At 71.6% G+C, this 17,860-nt stretch carries 19 protein-coding genes; 16 read left to right on the top strand and 3 right to left on the bottom strand.

What is annotated here, in order from left to right:
- Positions 1 to 29 precede the first annotated feature (29 nt).
- Positions 30 to 1,238 carry a cytochrome P450 gene (locus tag OG417_RS33190; RefSeq protein WP_329236957.1) on the top strand — a complete coding sequence of 403 codons (1,209 nt, stop codon included), beginning with the start codon at positions 30 to 32 and terminating at the stop codon, positions 1,236 to 1,238.
- Positions 1,239 to 1,473: 235 nt separating this feature from the next.
- Positions 1,474 to 1,695 carry a ferredoxin gene (locus OG417_RS33185; RefSeq protein ID WP_329236955.1) on the top strand — a complete coding sequence of 74 codons (222 nt, stop codon included), beginning with the start codon at positions 1,474 to 1,476 and terminating at the stop codon, positions 1,693 to 1,695.
- Between the two features lie 96 nt (positions 1,696 to 1,791).
- Here the strand turns inward: OG417_RS33185 and OG417_RS33180 are convergent, their stop codons facing one another.
- The 3 genes from OG417_RS33180 to OG417_RS33170 all read right to left on the bottom strand — a co-directional run bounded on the left by OG417_RS33180 (position 1,792) and on the right by OG417_RS33170 (position 4,992).
- Positions 1,792 to 3,168, bottom strand: a complete 1,377-nt coding sequence (locus OG417_RS33180; RefSeq protein WP_329236953.1) for a ricin-type beta-trefoil lectin domain protein — start codon at positions 3,166 to 3,168, stop codon at positions 1,792 to 1,794.
- A 170-nt stretch (positions 3,169 to 3,338) separates the two neighbouring features.
- Positions 3,339 to 4,139: an SAM-dependent methyltransferase gene (locus OG417_RS33175; RefSeq protein ID WP_329236951.1), complete on the bottom strand. Its 801-nt coding sequence runs from the start codon at positions 4,137 to 4,139 to the stop codon at positions 3,339 to 3,341.
- A gap of 139 nt (positions 4,140 to 4,278) precedes the next feature.
- Entirely contained in the window at positions 4,279 to 4,992 is a 714-nt protein-coding gene (locus tag OG417_RS33170) for a TetR/AcrR family transcriptional regulator (protein ID WP_329236948.1), read from the bottom strand.
- A 178-nt stretch (positions 4,993 to 5,170) separates the two neighbouring features.
- Here OG417_RS33170 and OG417_RS33165 point away from each other — a divergent pair, with 178 nt between their 5' ends.
- The 14 genes from OG417_RS33165 (at position 5,171) to OG417_RS33100 (ending at position 17,785) form a co-directional block, all read left to right on the top strand.
- Positions 5,171 to 6,397 (top strand): cytochrome P450, encoded by a 1,227-nt coding sequence (locus OG417_RS33165; RefSeq protein WP_329236945.1) that lies wholly within the window; start codon positions 5,171 to 5,173, stop codon positions 6,395 to 6,397.
- Between the two features lie 10 nt (positions 6,398 to 6,407).
- Positions 6,408 to 6,602: a ferredoxin gene (locus OG417_RS33160; RefSeq protein WP_285572341.1), complete on the top strand. Its 195-nt coding sequence runs from the start codon at positions 6,408 to 6,410 to the stop codon at positions 6,600 to 6,602.
- Between the two features lie 270 nt (positions 6,603 to 6,872).
- Positions 6,873 to 7,889: an Lrp/AsnC family transcriptional regulator gene (locus OG417_RS33155; protein WP_329236941.1), complete on the top strand. Its 1,017-nt coding sequence runs from the start codon at positions 6,873 to 6,875 to the stop codon at positions 7,887 to 7,889.
- A complete protein-coding gene (locus OG417_RS33150; protein ID WP_329236938.1) occupies positions 7,886 to 8,806 on the top strand; it encodes a polysaccharide deacetylase family protein in 921 nt (306 codons plus the stop codon). The genes OG417_RS33155 and OG417_RS33150 overlap by 4 nt, the downstream gene beginning before the upstream one ends.
- A complete protein-coding gene (locus tag OG417_RS33145; RefSeq protein ID WP_329236934.1) occupies positions 8,803 to 10,122 on the top strand; it encodes an MFS transporter in 1,320 nt (439 codons plus the stop codon). Before OG417_RS33150 ends, OG417_RS33145 begins: the two co-directional genes overlap by 4 nt.
- Positions 10,119 to 10,922 carry an SDR family NAD(P)-dependent oxidoreductase gene (locus OG417_RS33140; protein WP_329236931.1) on the top strand — a complete coding sequence of 268 codons (804 nt, stop codon included), beginning with the start codon at positions 10,119 to 10,121 and terminating at the stop codon, positions 10,920 to 10,922. The genes OG417_RS33145 and OG417_RS33140 overlap by 4 nt, the downstream gene beginning before the upstream one ends.
- Complete coding sequence (locus OG417_RS33135) at positions 10,919 to 11,950, top strand: ketopantoate reductase family protein (protein WP_329236927.1); 1,032 nt, start codon at positions 10,919 to 10,921, stop codon at positions 11,948 to 11,950. The genes OG417_RS33140 and OG417_RS33135 overlap by 4 nt, the downstream gene beginning before the upstream one ends.
- Complete coding sequence (locus OG417_RS33130; protein WP_329236924.1) at positions 11,947 to 13,083, top strand: M20 family metallopeptidase; 1,137 nt, start codon at positions 11,947 to 11,949, stop codon at positions 13,081 to 13,083. The genes OG417_RS33135 and OG417_RS33130 overlap by 4 nt, the downstream gene beginning before the upstream one ends.
- 137 nt (positions 13,084 to 13,220) lie before the next feature.
- Positions 13,221 to 14,099: an ABC transporter substrate-binding protein gene (locus OG417_RS33125; protein ID WP_329236921.1), complete on the top strand. Its 879-nt coding sequence runs from the start codon at positions 13,221 to 13,223 to the stop codon at positions 14,097 to 14,099.
- Positions 14,100 to 14,112: 13 nt separating this feature from the next.
- Positions 14,113 to 14,985 carry an amino acid ABC transporter permease gene (locus OG417_RS33120; RefSeq protein ID WP_329236918.1) on the top strand — a complete coding sequence of 291 codons (873 nt, stop codon included), beginning with the start codon at positions 14,113 to 14,115 and terminating at the stop codon, positions 14,983 to 14,985.
- Between the two features lie 64 nt (positions 14,986 to 15,049).
- Positions 15,050 to 15,844, top strand: a complete 795-nt coding sequence (locus OG417_RS33115; protein ID WP_329236915.1) for an amino acid ABC transporter ATP-binding protein — start codon at positions 15,050 to 15,052, stop codon at positions 15,842 to 15,844.
- A 146-nt stretch (positions 15,845 to 15,990) separates the two neighbouring features.
- Positions 15,991 to 16,440 carry an RrF2 family transcriptional regulator gene (locus OG417_RS33110; RefSeq protein ID WP_329236912.1) on the top strand — a complete coding sequence of 150 codons (450 nt, stop codon included), beginning with the start codon at positions 15,991 to 15,993 and terminating at the stop codon, positions 16,438 to 16,440.
- Positions 16,441 to 16,466: 26 nt separating this feature from the next.
- Positions 16,467 to 16,889 carry a cupin domain-containing protein gene (locus OG417_RS33105; RefSeq protein ID WP_329236909.1) on the top strand — a complete coding sequence of 141 codons (423 nt, stop codon included), beginning with the start codon at positions 16,467 to 16,469 and terminating at the stop codon, positions 16,887 to 16,889.
- On the top strand, positions 16,886 to 17,785 hold the full coding sequence (locus tag OG417_RS33100; RefSeq protein WP_329236906.1) for a DsbA family oxidoreductase: 900 nt from the start codon (positions 16,886 to 16,888) through the stop codon (positions 17,783 to 17,785). The genes OG417_RS33105 and OG417_RS33100 overlap by 4 nt, the downstream gene beginning before the upstream one ends.
- The last annotated feature ends 75 nt before the right edge of the window (positions 17,786 to 17,860 follow it).

Here is a 17,860-nt window from a genome sequence, read left to right as displayed (position 1 = left end):
AAGGTGAACACGACACGGAGGAGTCGGTGATGACGACGACGGCAAGGTCCTGGTCCGAGATGTTCGGCGCGTCCGAGCGCCTCAGCATCGATCCGGCGTTCGCCGAGCTGCGCAGGGAGCAGTCGCTGCGCCGCGTACGCCTGCCGTACGGCGAGCCCGCCTGGCTGGTCACCCGCTACGAGGACGCCAAGGTCGTCCTCGGCGACCCGCGGTTCAGCCGGGCCGCCGCACGCGGCCGTGACGAACCCCGGACGCGGTTCCACGTGGGCTCGCCGGGCAGCCTGTTGCACCATGACCCGCCCGAGCACAGCCGGCTGCGCCGGCTGGTGGCCAAGGCGTTCACCGCCCGGCGCGTCGAGGGGCTGCGGCCCCGTGCCCAGCAGATCGCCGACCAGCTCATCGACCGCATGATGGCCCAGGGCCCGCCCGCCGAGCTGGTCGAGGACTTCGCGCTGCCACTGCCGATCACCGTCATCTGCGAGCTGCTCGGGGTTCCCGTCGAGGACCGGGTCGACTTCCGCCTGTGGTCCGACGCGTTCCTGTCCACCACCAGGTTCACGCCGGACCAGGTGACCGAGTACGTGGGCCGGATGAGGGAGTACATGGCGGGTCTGATCGCCGAACACCGGGAGACGCCGCGAGACGACCTGATCGGCGCCCTCGTCACGGCGCGCGACGAACAGGACCGGCTGTCGGAGGAGGAGCTCCTCGCGATGGCCGAGGGGATCCTGGTCGCCGGGCACGAGACGACGGCCTCCCAGATCCCCAACTTCGTCTACACGCTGCTGACCCACCCCGAACAGCTCGCGGCCCTCCGCGCCGATCCCGGCCTGATCCCGCAGGCGGTGGAGGAGCTCATGCGCTACGTGCCCCTGGGCGGCGGCGCCGGAAGCGCGCGCTACGCGCTGGAAGACGTCGAACTGGGCGGTGTGACGGTACGGGCCGGAGAGCCCGTCGTGGTCGCTCTGCAGTCGGCGAACCGCGACGAGTCGATCTACACCCACCCCGACACCCTCGACCTGCACCGTCAGGAGGCGTCCCACGTCGGGTTCGGGCACGGCCCGCACCACTGCCTCGGCGCCCAGCTGGCCCGGATGGAGCTCCAGGTCGCCCTTGGCGCGCTGCTCCAGCGGCTGCCGGGTTTGCGCTTCGCGGGCACCGAACAGGACATCGTCTGGAAGACCGGAACGGCCACGCGAGGGCCCGCGCGGCTGCCGATCACCTGGGACCGGCCCTGAGCACCGGCCCCGTACGGGGAGGAGAGCGAACATGACCGAGCGAAGCGAGGGAATCGAAGACGCGTCCCGGTGGTCACACCCCCCGACGAAGGAGGGCTCATGACCGAGCGAAGCGAGGGAATCGAAGACGCGTCCCGGTGGTCACACCCCCCGACGAAGGAGGGCTCATGACCGAGCGAAGCGAGGGAATCGAAGACACGCCCCGGTGGTCACACCCCCCGACGAAGGAGGGCTCATGACCTGGCTGATCGAGGTGGACGCGTCGACGTGCATCGGTTCAGGGATCTGTGCGGGCACCGCCCCCGGCCACTTCATGGTCGTCGACGGTGTCTCCCACCCCGTGCGCGCGGAGGTCGATCCGGCCGACCCGGCCATCGACGCCGCCGAATCGTGCCCGGTCGAGGCCATCACCATCCGCGACAAGGAGACGGGGGAGACCCTGGCTCCGGAGGAGTGACCCGGGCGTGAACCCGCCGGAGGCCGTCCACCTGAGTGAGCGGCCCCGGCAGGGTGAGGGCACGGACGGCGTGGCCGCCCGGACCGGACGGACGGGTCAGGAGGGCAGGTGCCACACCTGGTTGGCGCCGCCGGTGCAGTCCCAGATCTCCACCTGGGTGCCCGGCGTCGTGGACCAGCCGGTGTCGTCGAGGCACTTGTTCGACTGCGGGTTGTACAGCGAGCCGTTGGACTGGGGGATCCAGACCTGCGCCGCGGTGTTGTTGCAGTCGTACAGGTCGACCTTCGTGCCGTTCGCGGTGCCGCCGCCGTTGATGTCCAGGCACTTGCCCAGGACGTGCAGCGTGCTGCCGGCCTCGACGACGGTCCACTGCTGGGCCGGGGTGCCGTTGCAGGTGTAGACCTGCACCGGGTTGAAGTTCGCCGTGCTGGAGGAGCGGTCGTCCAGGCACAGGCCGCCGTAGCCGGTGATGGCCTTGCCGTTCGACGGCGGGGGCGTCGTGCCGCCTCCGCCGCTCGTCAGCACCCGTACGTAGTCGACCAGCATGGGCACCCCCGACTGCGTCGACCCGGTGGGGCCGCCGCCGAACGCCGCCGGGAAACCGCCGCCCATCGCCACGTTGAGGATCATGAAGAAGCCGTGGTGGAGGGCGTTGTTCCAGGTCGTCGCGTCGACCTGGTTCGAGTTGATCGTGAAGAAGTTGTTGCCGTCCAGGTAGTAGCGCAACTGCTCGGGTGAGACGCTGCGGTCGTACTCCACCGCGTACTGGTGGAAGCCCGTCTGGCAGCCGCCGCAGGCGCGTTCGCCGCTGCCGATGCCCGTGGTCTCGTTGCACGGGCCGCCCGGGTTCGTCCCGCAGTGCAGCGTGGCGAACTCCGAGCTGCGCCCGTTGATGTCCTCCATCACGTCGATCTCGCCGATGCCCGGCCAGTTCGTCGCGCCGACCGGACGCGCGGCCGCGCCGAGCGCCCAGAACGCCGGCCAGTAGCCGGCCGCCGCCGCGCCGGAGACGTTCGGCTGCTGGATCGAGGCCTCCATGCGCAGCTTTCCGCCGGAGGGGGCGGCGAAGTCGGTGCGCTGGGTCTCCACCCGGCCGGAGGTCCAGTGGCCGCTGCCGTCGCGGAGCGGCTTGATCACCAGGTCGCCGCTGCCGTTCTGGTAGACGTTCTGGGTGCTGTTGGTCATGGTCTCGACCTCACCGGTGCCCCAGTTCCCGGCACCGCCCGGGTATCCGGTGCCGGTGTCGTAGAGCCAGTCGGCGGTGCTCAGCCCGGTGCCGGCGGCGCCGGTGAAGTCGTCGCTGAAGACGGTGCTCCAGCCGGAGGGTGGCGGGGGGATCGACGCGCCGGAGTCCGGCGCGACGGCGACGGTGGCGGTGGCGGTGGCCGCGGCCGTGACGGCGGCCAGGACAAGTCGGCGAAGGCGCGATGGCCGAGGTCTCCGCGCGGATGCGGCAGGGGAATCCGCGATCACGACGTACCTCTTCTCAGCGGGCCGCTGCCGGACGCGACGGTGCCGCGGTGGACGGAGGAGTCCGTGACACCGATGCGTGACAGAGGCGGCGGGCGGGGTTGTGAGAGCGCTCTATCGCATGGTCTTCCTCTGTTAAGAATGTTGTCAATACCCGCCGGTGCCGTGGAGCGTCAGGGCTTGCGGCCGACCGCGCCGTACAGCCAGCACGGCTGCGTCACCGGGGCGTCGGCGTCCGGGCGCCACTCGTTCAGCATGACCAGGCCGGGAGGCGCGAGCTCGAACCCGTCGAAGAAGCGGGCGATCTCGGCGCGCGGCCGGAAGTGGATCGGCGTGGGCGTGGTCGCGTAGACGGCCTCGGTGTGCGCGACCATGTCCGCCGGCAGGCCGTCCGTCGTGGCGTGCGTGGCCGTGAAGTGGCTGCCCGGCGCGAGTGCGTCCCGCAGCCGCGCCATGACGTACGGCTGCTCGTCCAGGGTGAGGAAGTGAACCATGGCGATCATCAGCACGCCGACCGGCCGGCCGAAGTCGATGAGCCTGGTGACCTCCGGGTGTTCGAGGACCTCGTCCGGCCGGTGCATGTCGGCGGTGACCACCGTCGTACGGCTGTCGGCGGCGAGCAGCGCCCGGCCGTGGTTGAGCACGACGGGGTCGTTGTCGACGTAGACGACCCGCGCGGACGGGTCGACCTCCTGCGCGATCTCGTGCGTGTTGCCGGCCGTGGGCAGCCCGGACCCGATGTCGATGAACTGCCGGACGCCCTGCCGCGCCATGTAGCGCACGGCCCGCCGCAGGAACGCGCGGTTCTGGTGCGCGACCTGGCGGGTGCCGGGCATCGCCTTCTCGATCCGGTCGACGGCGTCCCGATCCACCTGGAAGTTGTCCTTGCCGCCCAGGTAGTAGTCGTACATCCGGGCGACGCTCGGCCTGCTGGTGTCCAGGCCCGCCGGCGCGCGTTCGCCGCCGTACGACACGGCAAGACCTCCATTGATGATCAGTCGGGCGATTCCGACTCTAGACGATCGCCGGGCCGGCTGATGAGCATGTTTTAGTGCCGGGCGTCTTTCGCTCGATGCGTCGCTGAGTTCGGCCGCCCGGTAGGCGGCCGGCCGGTCAGGAGTCGTCGAAGCCGGGCGAGTCCGGTGGGTCGAGTTTGCCGAAGCCGGCGAATCCGCCGCGCCGGCGTAGTTCGTCGACGTCCTGGTAGTCGATCGAGCGGCCGGGCAGGGGCGAGCCGGGTACGGTCCGCAGGCCGTCCATCATCAGTGCGAACAGCCGCCGGAACACCATCTCGCCGAGGTCGTCGTCGGCCAGCGGTGCCAGCCGGGACACCACGGCCAGCGCCAGCACCGTGTCCCCGATATCGATGTCGGAGCGGATGGCGCCGCGTTCCTGGGCGCGGTGCAGGAGCCGGCGGCCCACGGCGATCACCTCGTCGCGGTGTTCGGCGATCGATGGCGAGTCCTGGATGGCCCGGTAGGCGCGGGCCGACACGGCGGTCATGGTGATGCCCAGCCGTAGGTCGAGAGCGGAGTGCAGCAGCGTGGTCAGCGCCACCGCCGGATCGGGCTCCTCCCGCTCCACCCGGTGTGCCAGTTCGGCCAGCCGGGTGAAGTTGTCGAGGCTGACCGCCTTGATCAGTTCGTCGCGGTCCGGAAACCGCCGGTAAAGAGTGCCGATCCCGACTCCGGCCGCCCGGGCGATGTCCTCCATGGGCACATCCGCGCCGATCCGGACGAACAGCCTCCGCGCCGCCTCGATGATCTGTTCCCGGTTGCGTCTAGCGTCGGCGCGGAGCGGCGCTGGGGTCTTCTGCGTGCCGTGCACCCTCACCGTCCCGGGTCTTCGCCTGCCGGACCTGTCCTGGGGAGGGAGTATCGCATGTCGCGATCGAATCCGGGTCCTCGATCACTCCCCCGTCCAGCATAGATCTGGACGATATTCCTCCGGTTAGCTAGCCTGGGCGTAAGTGGAGGAAATCCTTCCGGATGCTGGGGTGGTCATCATGACAGAAACCGTCGTCGGCGAACTCGCCGACCTGGAGCTCCCGGTCCCGCGTCGTTGCCCGTTCACCCAGCCCGCCGAGTACGCGCGGCTGCGCGAGCAGGGGCCGATCAGCAAGGTCCGCCTGGCGGGCGGCGCCGAGGTGTGGTGGGTGTCCGGGTATGAGGAAGGCCGTGCCATCCTCGCCGACCGCAGGTTCTCCTCCGACCGGCGCAAGGACAACTTCCCGATCGTCGACAGCGATCGGGCGATCCGGGAACGGTTCCGTAGCCAGCCGCCGTCGATGATCGGCATGGATGGTGCGGAACACGCGGCGGCCCGGCGCGCGGTGGTCGGCGAGTTCACCGTGAGGCGGCTGGCCGCGTTGCGGCCGCGGATCCAGCAGATCGTCGACCGGTTCATCGATGACATGCTGGCCACCGACGAGCGCCCGGTCGACCTGGTCACGGCGCTGTCCCTGCCGGTGCCATCACTGGTGATCTGCGAGCTGCTCGGTGTGCCCTATACCGACCACGACTTCTTCCAGGCCCGCACCGCCGCGCTGATCCGCCGGACCACGGCGTCGGAGGAGCGGCAGCGAGCCGTCGACGAACTACGCGCCTACCTCGCCGAGCTGATCACACACAAGGAGTCCCATCCTGGCGACGACCTGTACAGCCGGCAGATCGACAAGCAGCGCGAGGAGGGCACTCTCGACCACGCCGCCCTGGTGAGCATGGCCTTCCTGCTGCTGCTCGCCGGCCACGAGACCACGGCGAACATGATCTCGCTCGGCGTGCTCGGACTGCTGAACCGTCCCGACCAACTGGCCGTGATCAAGGCCGATCCGGACAAGACGCCGATGGCCGTGGAGGAACTGCTGCGTTACTTTTCCATCGTCGAGATGGTCACCTCCCGGGTGGCCACCGAGGACGTGGAGATCGGCGGAGTGACCGTCAAGGCGGACGAGGGAGTCGTGATCTCCGGTCTGTCCGCCAACTGGGACCCGGCCATCTTCGATGATCCGGCAGATCTGGATGTCGAGCGCGGGGCCCGGCACCACATCGCCTTCGGCTACGGCCCGCACCAGTGCCTCGGCCAGAACCTGGCCCGAATCGAACTGCAGATCGTGTTCGACACGCTGTTCCGCCGCATACCCACCCTGCGCCTCGCCGCGCCGGTCGATGCTCTCCCGTTCAAGGCCGACGCCAACATCTACGGCGCCTACGAGGTTCCGGTCACCTGGTAAGGAGGAGATGATGCGGATCAAGGCGGACACTGAGGTCTGCGTCGGCTCGGGACAGTGCGTCCTGACCGAGCCGGCCGTGTTCGACCAGGATGACGACGGCATCGTAGTCCTGCGGACCGATCACCCCGACGACCAGGCCGCGGTACGGGCGCGGCGCGCGGTCGACCTCTGCCCGTCTCGGGCCCTGTCCATCGTGCCGGAATAGGCCCGCTCTGAAGCCGCCCCGGGTTCGTCGCCACTTCGGCCTGCCCGGGGCCGGCGGAGCCACGTGACCGGCCGAATGCGTGCGTGTCGTGTCGTGACACCCGGTGGCGCACGTCGCGCTCTTCCGCCTGGAGCCGCGTGTGGCCGGAGCATGGGTTTTCCTGGCACAGAAGCGGGAGCGCTGCAGGAAAAACGCAGAACCAAGCTCAGTATGCGAGATTTCATCACATGAAGGCTTGAATCGCTGGTTTCGGTCGTCCACTATGGCCGAATGGTCGATGACACCCGGATCGGCGAGGTCGACCGCCAGGTGATGGCGGCGCTTCAGCTCGACGGCCGCGCCCCCTGGCATCTGGTCGCGCGCGCCGTCGGCGTCAGCGAGTCCACGGCGCAGCGGCGCTTCGCCGCGCTGCGCGAGCGCGGCGCGGCCCGCGTGATCGGCGTCGTCGACGTACTGCGCTGCGGGCTCGGGGTCCCCGTCCTGACGCGGATCTCCTGCCGCCCGGGGACCGCCGAGGACGTCGCCGCGTCCCTGGCGGCGCGGCCGGAGGCGCGCTTCGTGGCGGTCGTCACCGGGGCCGCCGACGCCGTGGCCGAGTTCGTCGTGCCGACCCACCGTCACCTCGCGCAGCTGCTCACCCGGGACATGCCGGCGCACGACCAGCTCACCGAGACCGAGACGTTCACCGTGATGCGGACCTTCACCTCCGCGCACGACTGGGATCCCGGGCTGGTGAAACCCGACGCCGCCGCGCTGCTGCGCCCGGAGCCGGTACGCCCGTTCGAGGACCAGGTGTGGGAGCGTCCCCCGGACCGGCTCGACGACCTCGAGCTGGCCATCGCCGCCGCGCTCGGCGAGGACGGCCGGATGCCGGTGAAGGAGCTGGCCGGGCGGGTGGGCGTCAGCGAGTCGACGGTGGCGCGGCGTATCGACTCGATGGTCGAACGCGGCTGCCTGCGCTTTCGCACGCTGGTCGAGCCGACGCTCCTCGGCTTCGCCGTCGAGTTCATGCTGTGGCTCGACGTCGAGCCCGCGCACCTGGACTCGGCGGGGCGGCGGCTCGCCTCCCAGCCCGGCGTGAAGTACCTGTCGGCCACCGCCGGCCGGTTCAACCTCTGCGGGCAGGTGTCCCTGCGGCACTTCGCCGACCTGTACCGCTTCACGACCGACGTGGTCGGCGCACTGCCGGGCGTACGCCGCGCCGACACGACTCTGCAGCTCGACACGCTCAAGCGCGCCTGGGTCCCCACCGCGCCCGAGCCCCGCAAGGAAAGGAGAGGACGTTGAACGCGACGAGCGAACCCTGGCAGTGGGACGAGACGACCTGGCGAAGGCACGTGGAGCGGGTCCGGGCCGGCCGCCGGCTGACGCCGCCGTGGCCCGGTGGCGCGAAGGTGGCCGTCGCGCTGTCGTTCGACTCCGACCACGAGACCATCCCCCTGCGTGAGGGGGAGACCCGGCCCGGCAAGCTCGCCCAGGGCGAGTACGGCTCACGGGTCGCCGCGCCGCGCATCCTCGCCGCGCTGGAGAGGCACGGCGTGCCCGCCACGTTCTTCATGCCGGCGGTGTCGGCGCTGCTGCATCCGGAGGAGGCGCGCGGCTACGTCGCGGCCGGCCACGAGATCGCCGCGCACGGCTGGATCCACGAGCGCAACATGCTGCTCGCCCCGGACGACGAACGGATGCTCGCGGCCCGCGCCCTGGACACCCTGGAGGAGATCACCGGCGTACGCCCGGCCGGCGTGCGCACCCCCTCCTGGGACTTCTCCGACGCCACCCTGGACATCATCGGTGAGCTGGGGCTCGTCTACGACTCGTCCCTGATGGCCGACGATGAGTGCTACGAACTCCTCGCCGACGGTGAGCCCACCGGCATCGTCGAGATCCCCGTCGAGTGGATCCGCGACGACGCGCCCTACTTCATGATGGAGCGCTACGGCTCACTGCGCCCGTACACGCCGCCGCGCGAGGTGCTCCGGCTGTGGTGCGACGAGTTCGACGCCGCACGCGCGGAGGGCGGCCTGTTCCAGCTCACCATGCATCCGCACATCATCGGGCACCGCTCGCGCATGGTCGTGCTGACCGAGCTGCTGACCTACATCGCCGGCTTCGACGGCGTCTGGTTCGCCACGCACGCCCAGATCGCCGAGCACGTCCGCGCGGAGCTTCCGCGGCAGACCGCACCGCCGGAGGAGGGTTCATGAGCGTCACCCACTCCCGCGACGCCGTGCGCACGGGCGGGCGGGGCGCACGGATGACCGACAAGCAGCGGCGCGCGGTCGTCGCCGGTGCGGTCGGCAACACCGTCGAGTGGGTCGACTGGGCGGTCTACTCGGCGTTCGCGCCGATCTTCTCCACCCAGTTCTTCCCCAAGGGCGACAAGACCGCCGACCTTCTCGCGACCCTCGCGGTGTTCGCCGTCGGGTTCGTGATGCGGCCGATCGGCGCCGCGGTGCTGGGCGCCTTCGCCGACCGGCGCGGGCGCAAGGCGGGCATGACCCTGACCATCTCGATGATGGCGGCAGCCGCCCTGATCGTCGCGGTGTGCCCGCCGTACAGCGCGGTCGGCATCGTCGCCCCGGCGGTACTCCTCATCGCCCGCCTGGTGCAGGGATTCTCCGCCGGAGGGGAGTTCGGCACCTCCTCGGCGTTCCTCATCGAGTCGGCGTCACCGGGCCGCCGGGCGTTCATCGGGTCGTGGCAGCAGGTCTCGGTCGGCGCCGGCACGCTCATCGCCTCCCTGATGGGCACCCTGCTCACGAGCACGCTGAGCGACGGGGCGCTGGCGGCGTGGGGCTGGCGCGCGGCGTTCGCCGTCGGCGGGCTGCTCGGGCTCGTCGGCCTGTGGCTGCGGACCGCCGTCGAGGAGACCGACGCCTTCACCGAGCTGGCCGAGAACCGCGGTGACGACGCGCGCCCGACCCCGCTCCGCGACATGGTGTCGCGCCACCCGCGCGCCGCGCTGCGCGTCATCGGGATCACGATCGCGGGGACGCTGCTCTACTACGTCTGGGTCAGCTACATGCCCGGGTACGCGCACGCCGCCGAGGGCGTGCCGCTCAGCCGCGCCTTCCTCGCCAACACCATCGCGATCGTCGTCTTCCTGGTGATGCTGCCGTTCGGCGGGATGCTGTCGGACCGGTTCGGCCGCAAGCCGACGATGACCGCGTTCGCCGCCGGGTTCCTCGTGCTGTCCTGGCCGCTGTTCCAGCTCGTCGGGAACGGCTTCTGGCCGCTGCTGGTGGTCGAGCTCGTCGGGATGTTCTTCCTCGTCGGCTACTCCGCCAACTGCGCGGTCGTGATGGCCGAGCAGTTCCCGGCCGAGGTGCGGACGACCGGCATCGGCCTGCCGTACGCCCTGGCCGTCGCGCTGTTCGGCGGCACGGCGCCGTACGTCACGACCTGGATGGCCACCCACGGGCACCGCGAGAAGGTCTGGGTCTACACGGCGATCGCGGCCGCCATCGGCGTCGTCGTCTACCTGACGATGCCCGAGACCAAGGGAAAGGAGATCGAGTGAGCGACCGGCATGTCCTCGTGACCGGGGCGGCGAGCGGCATCGGCGCCGCCGTCGCGGCGGCGTTCGCCGCGGACGGCTGGACGGTGACCGGGGTGGACCTCCGGGAGGCTCCGCTCCGCGCGTCCCTGGAGGGGCTTACGGCGACGCCGGTCGTCGCCGACCTGGCCGAACCCGACGCGCCCGAGCGCGTCGTGCGCCGGGCGTGGGAGGCCGGCGGTCCCCTCGACGCGCTCGTCAACGCCGCCGGCATCTACCCCGCCCGTCCCTTCCTCGACCTCGACGCGGCCCTGTGGGACCGCGTCCAGGCGGTCAACGTACGGGCGCCGATGCTGGCCGTCCGGGCGTACGCCGCGCTGGCCGTCGCGGCGGGCCGGCACGGCAGCGTCGTCAACATCAGCTCCGGGGCGGCGCTGCGCGCCCGGCCCGGCGCGGCGCACTACAGCACGTCGAAGGCGGCACTGGAGATGCTCACCCGGGCCGCGGCCGTGGAGCTCGGCGGAGCCGGCATCCGCGTCAACGCGGTCAGCCCCGGGTTCGTCACGGTCGACAGCGCCGCGAACCCGGTGACCGAGGAGTACGCCGCCGCCGTGTCGGTCAACCCGCTGGGGCGGCGCGGGCGGCCGGACGACATCGCCGCGGCGGTCCGCTGGCTCGTCTCCCCGGCCGCCGAGTGGGTGACCGGTGCGATCCTGCGGGTCGACGGCGGCGCCTCCGCCGGGACGACCGCCCTTCCCGTCCACTGGCCCGGGCTCACCGACGTACAGACCCCCGGTCTCGACCCCGAAGGAGCACACCTGTGAGCTCTCGTGAGTACACCGTCGTCGGCGCGGGCGCGATCGGCGGCACCCTCGCCTGGCACCTCGCCCGCGCGGGCCACCCGGTGACCGTCGTGGACGCCGACTCCGCCCACGTCGCGGCGATCGCCCGCGACGGCGTCATCCTCGAACGCGGCGGTGTACGGACCCCGCAGCCGGTCGCCGCGGCCCTCACGCCCGACCAGGTGAGCGCACCGCTCGGCCGGGTGCTGCTCGCGGTGAAGGCGCAGGCCACCGGGACCGCCGCCGGCTGGATCGCCGGTCACCTCGCCGCGGACGGCTACGTCGTCAGCCTCCAGAACGGGCTGAACGAGGAGCTCATCGCCTCCCACGTGGGCGCCGAGCGTACGGTGGGCGCGTTCGTCGACCTGTTCGCCGACGTCCTGGCCCCGGGTGTGATCGGCGACGGGGGCGCGGGCGCCATCGCGATCGGGGAGATGGACGGCTCGGTCTCCGCACGGGTGCGCGAGCTGGCCGCCGACCTGGGCGCGTGGGGGCCCGTCGAGGTCACCGGCAACGTCCCCGGGTACCTGTGGGCCAAGCTGGGCTTCGGGGCGATGCTGACCGCGACGGCGCTGGCCGACGACGCGATGGGAGACCTTCTCGACCGGCACCGCCCGGCCGCGCACGCGCTCGCCCGTGAGGTGTTCGCCGTTTCCGCCGCGGAGGGCGTCACCCTGGAGCCGTTCGACGCGTTCGAGCCCTCGGCGTACATCGACGGCGCCGACCCCGGCAAGTCCGCCTCCGCGACCGACCGGCTGGTCGCGTGGCTGCGGACCCAGACCAAGACCCGCAGCGGCATCTGGCGCGACATCGCGGTGCGTCGCCGCCCCACCGAGGTGCCGACGCAGTACGGGCCCGTGGTCGCCACCGCCGAACGGCACGGCATCGAGGTCCCCGTCCTGCGCCTTCTGCTCGGTCAGCTCGCCGAGGTCGAGGCGGACGCGTCCTCGATGGGCGAGTCGCGTATCGCGCTGCTCGACGCGGCCGCGGCGAAGGGGCCGGTGCGATGAGCGACCTGCTGGAGTGGATGCGCGCCGGCGCGGCGGAGATGCTCGACGACCTGGGCGAGTACGTCCGCCTGGAGACGCCCAGCGACGACCGGGACCGGCTCGCGGCCGGCCGTGAGTGGGTCGTCTCGTGGGTCACCCGCCGCCTGGGCGCGCCGGCGTCCGTGCGCACGCACTCCGGGGAACCGCACGGCGACACGGTCGTCGTCGAGTACCCGGGAAGCGGTGCCGGCACCGTGGTGATCCTGGCGCACTACGACACCGTCTGGCCGGTCGGTACGCTCGCCGAGTTGCCGTTCTCCGTCGACGGCGACGTGATCCGCGGACCGGGCGTGTTCGACATGAAGGCCGGTCTCGTGCAGGCGGTCTGGGCCCTGCGCGGCCTCGATACGGCCGGGCTGGGCCGCCCGCCCGTACGCCTGGTGCTGAACGGCGACGAGGAGATCGGCAGCCCGGCGTCCCGCCCGGTCATCGAGGAGGCCTGCCGCGACGCCGCCGCCGTGCTGGTCTTCGAGGCCGGCGCCGACGGCGCGGTGAAGACCGCACGCAAGGGCGTCGGCCTGTTCGACGTGACGCTGACCGGCGTCGAGGCGCACGCGGGTCTCGACCCCACCGCGGGCGCCAGCGCGATCACCGCGCTCGCGGAGTTCGTCCTCGCGGCGACCGCCCTGACCGACCTGGCGGCGGGCACGACGGTCAACGTCGGCGTGGCCGGCGGTGGCACCCGCCGCAACGTGACCGCCGGATCGGCCCACGCCGGCATCGACGTCCGCGTCGCCGACGAGGCCGAGGCGCAGCGGGTGGAACGGGCGCTGACGGAGTGGCGGCCGGCGGATCCGCGGGTGGGCGTGCGGGTCGACGGGGGCTGGAACCGCCCGGTCATGGCCCGCACGCCGGCCGTGGCGGACCTGTACGAGCGGGCCCGGACCCTCGCGAAGGACCTCGGGTTCGACCTGCGGGAGACGGCGGTCGGCGGGGCCAGCGACGGCAACTTCGCGGCGGCCCTCGGCGTCCCGGTCCTCGACGGGTTCGGCGCGGTGGGCGCCGGAGCGCACGCGCGCACCGAGCACGCCACGGTGTCGGGGATGATCGAGCGCGCCGCCCTGGCCGCCGCCGTCATCGAGTCGTTCGCCTGACGCCTCGGCTCCCGGCTCCCGGCGCATGACGCCGTCGTCCGGCACGGACGGGCGACGGCGCAGCGTAAGGGGGGTAGCCTCCCGTAGGATCCGCGCTAAATCGATCTGCATTATTCGGGATATTCCGGGAGGCGTCCTTGTCCCGATCTTCGCTGACGTCGGCCGTCGCAGGGCTCGCCGCGCTCACCTTCGTCACCGCTGCCTGCGCCCCGGCCGACAGCACGGGTGACGCCAAGGCGAGCACGTCGGCGACGGGCACCGCGGCCTGCGCCAAGGACAAGCTCAAGCTGACCAAGCCCGGGCGGCTGACGGTCGCCACCGACAAGCCGGCGTTCGAACCGTGGTTCAAGAACGACGATCCGAGCAACGGTCAGGGCTTCGAGAGCGCGGTCGCCTATGCCGTGGCGAACAGGCTCGGCTTCGCCAAGAACGAGGTGACCTGGACGACCGAGTCGTTCGACTCCTCCTACGCGCCGGGCCCGAAGAAGTTCGACTTCGACATCAACCAGATCTCGATCACCCCCGAGCGCCGGAAGGCCGTGACCTTCAGCGACGGCTACTACGACGTCGCACAGGCCGTGGTCGCCGCCGACGGTGGCAAGTACGCGGGCGTCACCAGCGTGAACGAGCTCAAGAACGCACGCATCGCGGTACAGGTGGGCACGACCGCGCTGCAGGCGGTCCGGAAGCAGATCCAGCCCTCCACCCAGCCGCAGGTCTTCAACAACCAGATCGACACCATCAACGCCCTGAAGAACAAGCAGGTCGACGTGGTGGTGCTGGACCTGCCGACCGCCTTCTACGTCACCGCCGCCCAGGTGAAGAACTCCAAGATCGTCGGCCAGCTCCCGCGCAGCGCCGACGGCACGGAGCAGTTCGGCCTGCTGCTGCAACGGGGCAACCCGTTGGCCGGCTGCCTCAACGTGGCCATCGGGCAGCTGAAGTCCTCCGGAGAGCTCGCGCGGATCCAGAACCAGTGGCTGACCTCGTCCGCGGGCGCCGCGGTACTCAAGTGACGCGGATCCTGACGTGACCACGTCCGATGCGACCCCGCCCGCCTGGGTGAAGAGCGCACGCCAGCTCGAACGCGAGCGGCAGCGGAGGCGGACCGGCCGGCGGTCCGCCTCCGTGGCGGCCGTCTCGACGGTCGTCTTCCTGGCCCTCGTGATCGGGCTGCTCGTCTCCTCGCCGGGCTGGCCCCGGGTCCGGCAGACCTTCTTCTCCGTCGGCCAGCTCGGCGACGCGTTCCCCGACGTGCTCCGCGGATTCTGGCTCAACGTCGAGATCTTCCTGATCGCCGAGCCGCTCATCCTGGGCCTCGGCCTGCTGGTCGCGCTCGCCCGTAGCCTGACCGGCCCGGTCTTCTTCCCGATCCGAGCCCTGGCCGTCGGCTACACCGACGTCTTCCGCGGCGTCCCGACGATCCTGCTCGTCTACCTCATCGGCTTCGGTGTTCCCGCGCTCAACCTGCGGGGTGCTCCCAGCGATCCGGCCGTGCTGGGCGGTGCGGCGCTCGTCCTGTCCTACGGCGCGTACGTGGCGGAGGTGTTCCGGGCCGGCATCGACTCGATCCATCCCAGCCAGCGGGCGGCGGCGCGCTCACTCGGGCTGAGTCACGTGCAGAGCCTGCGCTTCGTGGTCCTTCCCCAGGCGGTGCGACGGGTCGTGCCGCCGCTCCTCAACGACTTCTCCTCGCTGCAGAAGGACACCGCCCTGGTGGCCGTGCTAGGCCCGCTGGAGGCGCTCCGGCAGGCCCAGATCCACTCGGCCGACACGTTCAACTACACCCCTTTTCTGGCCGCGGCGTTGCTGTTCATCGCGTTGACCGTGCCGCTGGCCCGGTTCACCGATCACCTGGCCGCCCGAGCCGAGCGGCGACGCGCACCGGGAGGCGGCACATGACCGAGCGAAGCGAGGGAATCAAAGGCGCGTCCCAGTGGTCACTCCCTCCGACGAAGGAGGATTCATGACCGAGCGGAGCGAGGGGATCGAGGACGCGCCGTTGCGGTCTCCGGACGCGGCCCTGCTGCGCGTGGAGAACGTCTGGAAGACCTATCACTCCCAGCCCGTGCTGCGCGGCGTCGACCTGGACGTCGCGGCCCATGAGGTGGTCTGCCTCATCGGCGCCTCCGGGTCGGGCAAGTCCACCCTGCTGCGCTGCGTCAACCTGCTCGAGACCGTCGACGACGGCGCCATCTACCTGGACGGCACCGAGATCACCGACGTGCGCGCGGACGCCGACCGGGCGCGCGAACACATCGGCATGGTCTTCCAGTCCTACAACCTGTTCCCGCACATGTCGGTGCTCGACAACATCACCCTGGCGCCCGTGCGCGTGCACAAGACGCCTCGGGCCGCGGCGGTGGCACAGGCGCGGGAGCTGCTGGAGCGGTTCGGCCTGGCCGACAAGGCGAAGGAGTACCCGGACCGGCTCTCCGGCGGCCAGCAGCAGCGCGTCGCCATCGTCCGGGCCCTGGCCACCCGCCCGAGCCTGATGCTGCTGGATGAGGTCACCTCCGCACTCGACCCCGAGCTGGTGACCGAGGTGCTGGGCATCATCCGCGAGCTCAAGGAGTCGGGCATGACGATGGTGCTGGCCACCCATGAGATGGGCTTCGCCCGCGACATCGCCGACACGGTCTGTTTCCTCGACAACGGGGTGCTGCTCGAAACGGGCCCGGCCGAACAGATCTTCACCGAGCCGCGGGAGCCACGGACCCGCGAGTTCCTCCAGCGCGTGCTGGAGTCCGGCCGGATCTGAGCTGCGCCGTCCGGCGCGCGACCGTCGCCGTCCCGGTGGGTGGCTCATGCAATAGATACCTGAAAGGGGCTATTTTGATAGCGTGAGCCCGCATCGCCGTGCTCCGCGGCAGGTCGTCTCAGGGAAGCGCTCAAGGGGGGGTCGCCATGCGAATCTCGGCGCGGGCGGACTACGCGATCCGGGCGCTCCTGGAACTCGCCGCCGACACCGGCCGCCCGCTCACCTGCGAGGGCATCGCCCTGTCCCAGGAGATTCCGCACCGGTTCCTCAAGGCGGTCTTTCGCGACCTGCGGCGGGCCGAGCTGGTGCGCAGCCAGCGGGGCTGCGAGGGCGGCTACTGGCTGAGCCGCGACGCGGCCTCGATCTCGCTGGCGGCCGTCGTCGCCGCGGTCGACGGCCAGCTGATGACCGTGCACGGGGAGAGCCTCGGCGACCAGCGCTATCCGGGCCCGGCCGCCCGGCTGTCGGAGCTGTGGGCCGGACTGCAGAAACGGTTCGAGGACATCCTGGACGGCGTGACCCTGGCCGACCTGCTGGCGGACGACCCACCCGAGCCCGCCGCGTCGTTGCTGCGCGACGCGGCTCTCAGCGTGTGACGGCGGAACAGAATGGGAGGCCCCTGATGGCAGACGACTGGCACGGCGAGCTGCGGCACGTTCGCGGCGCGGAGCTGACCGGCGAGACGAGTCAGACCTCCGGCATGACCCGGCTGGAGGCGATCTCCGGCAAGACGGTGGGCTCGTCGAAGCTCTGGACCGGAAAGACCCTGGTGGCGCCGGCCACGAACTCCGGCGACCACCACCACGGTGAGACGGAGACCTCGATCTACGTCGTGTCGGGCAATCCGGTGTTCGTCTTCGCGGACGGTGAGGACGAGGTACGGCTGGAGACCGAGCCCGGCGACTTCATCTTCGTTCCGCCGTACGCCCCGCATCGCGAGGAGAACCCCGGCGACACGGAGGCGGTCGTGGTGATCTCGCGCACCAGCCAGGAGGGCGTGGTGGTGAACCTGCCCAGTCTGTGGGCGCCGGTCGACCGGCCATGACGGCCGACGGTCCGCTGACCGTCGTGGAGTTCACCGACCCGGCGTGCCCGTGGGCCTGGGGTTCGGAGCCGAAGTTCCGCTGGCTCCGCGCCGCGCTGGCCGGCCTGGACGGCGGTCGGGCCGGGTGGCGCCGGGTCTTCGGCATCCTGTTCGACGAGGACGACGACCCGGCGCCGGACCCTGACGCGGAGGCCGCCTGGTATCACCGGTACATCGCGGACATCGCGCGGCACACGGCGGCCCCGTACGCGCCGCGGTTGCGGTGGGTCGCACGGAGCAGCTGGCCGTCCTCGCTCGCCGCCAAGGCCGCCGAGGCGCAGGGCGGCGAGGTGGCCGTCCGTGTCCTGCGCCGGCTGCGGGAGACCACCTTCCTGCTGGGCGCCCCCGCGGACCGCGCCGGGACCGTGCTCGACGCCGTCACCGGCGTTCCGGGGCTGGACCACGCCCGGCTCTCCCGCGATCTCGTCTCCGGCGAGGTGCGGGCCGCGGTCCGCCGGGACTGGGCGGAGGCGCGGGAGCCGTTCCCCGAGGTCCTCGCCGTGACGGGGCCGGGACCCCACCCGGGGCGGGCCAAGGAGGTCGGCGAGCGACACCGGTTCGCGCTGCCGACCCTGGTGTTCACCGGCCCCGCCGGACGCGCGGTCGTCCCCGGCTGGCGGGAGCTCGGCGAGTACGTGGAGGCGGCGGAGCGCGTGGCGCCCGGTGTGCGTCTCGCGGCGCCGCGCCTCACCGCCGCGGACCTCCTCGAACGCCACCGCAGTGTCACGGAGCCGGACCTGGCCCTGCTCGCCGGGTCGGCCGGCCCTCCGCCCGGGGCCGTACGGATCGACGGGGCGGGCGGGCCGGTCTGGCTGCACCCGTCCGAGGCGGCCACCCACCCCGTGCTCCGCGGCTGACCGGCGTCGCCGCCGGCGGGCCGCCCCCCTGCCGACATATAAGACATATTTAGGTATCTATTGACAGGAATAGCG

Origin of the sequence: Actinoallomurus sp. NBC_01490 (assembly GCF_036227085.1) — a bacterium.
Taxonomy (GTDB): Bacteria; Actinomycetota; Actinomycetes; order Streptosporangiales; family Streptosporangiaceae; genus Actinoallomurus; species Actinoallomurus oryzae.
The sequence above is the reverse complement of the archived record's forward strand: the minus strand, read 5'-3'. Positions and strand labels throughout refer to the sequence as shown.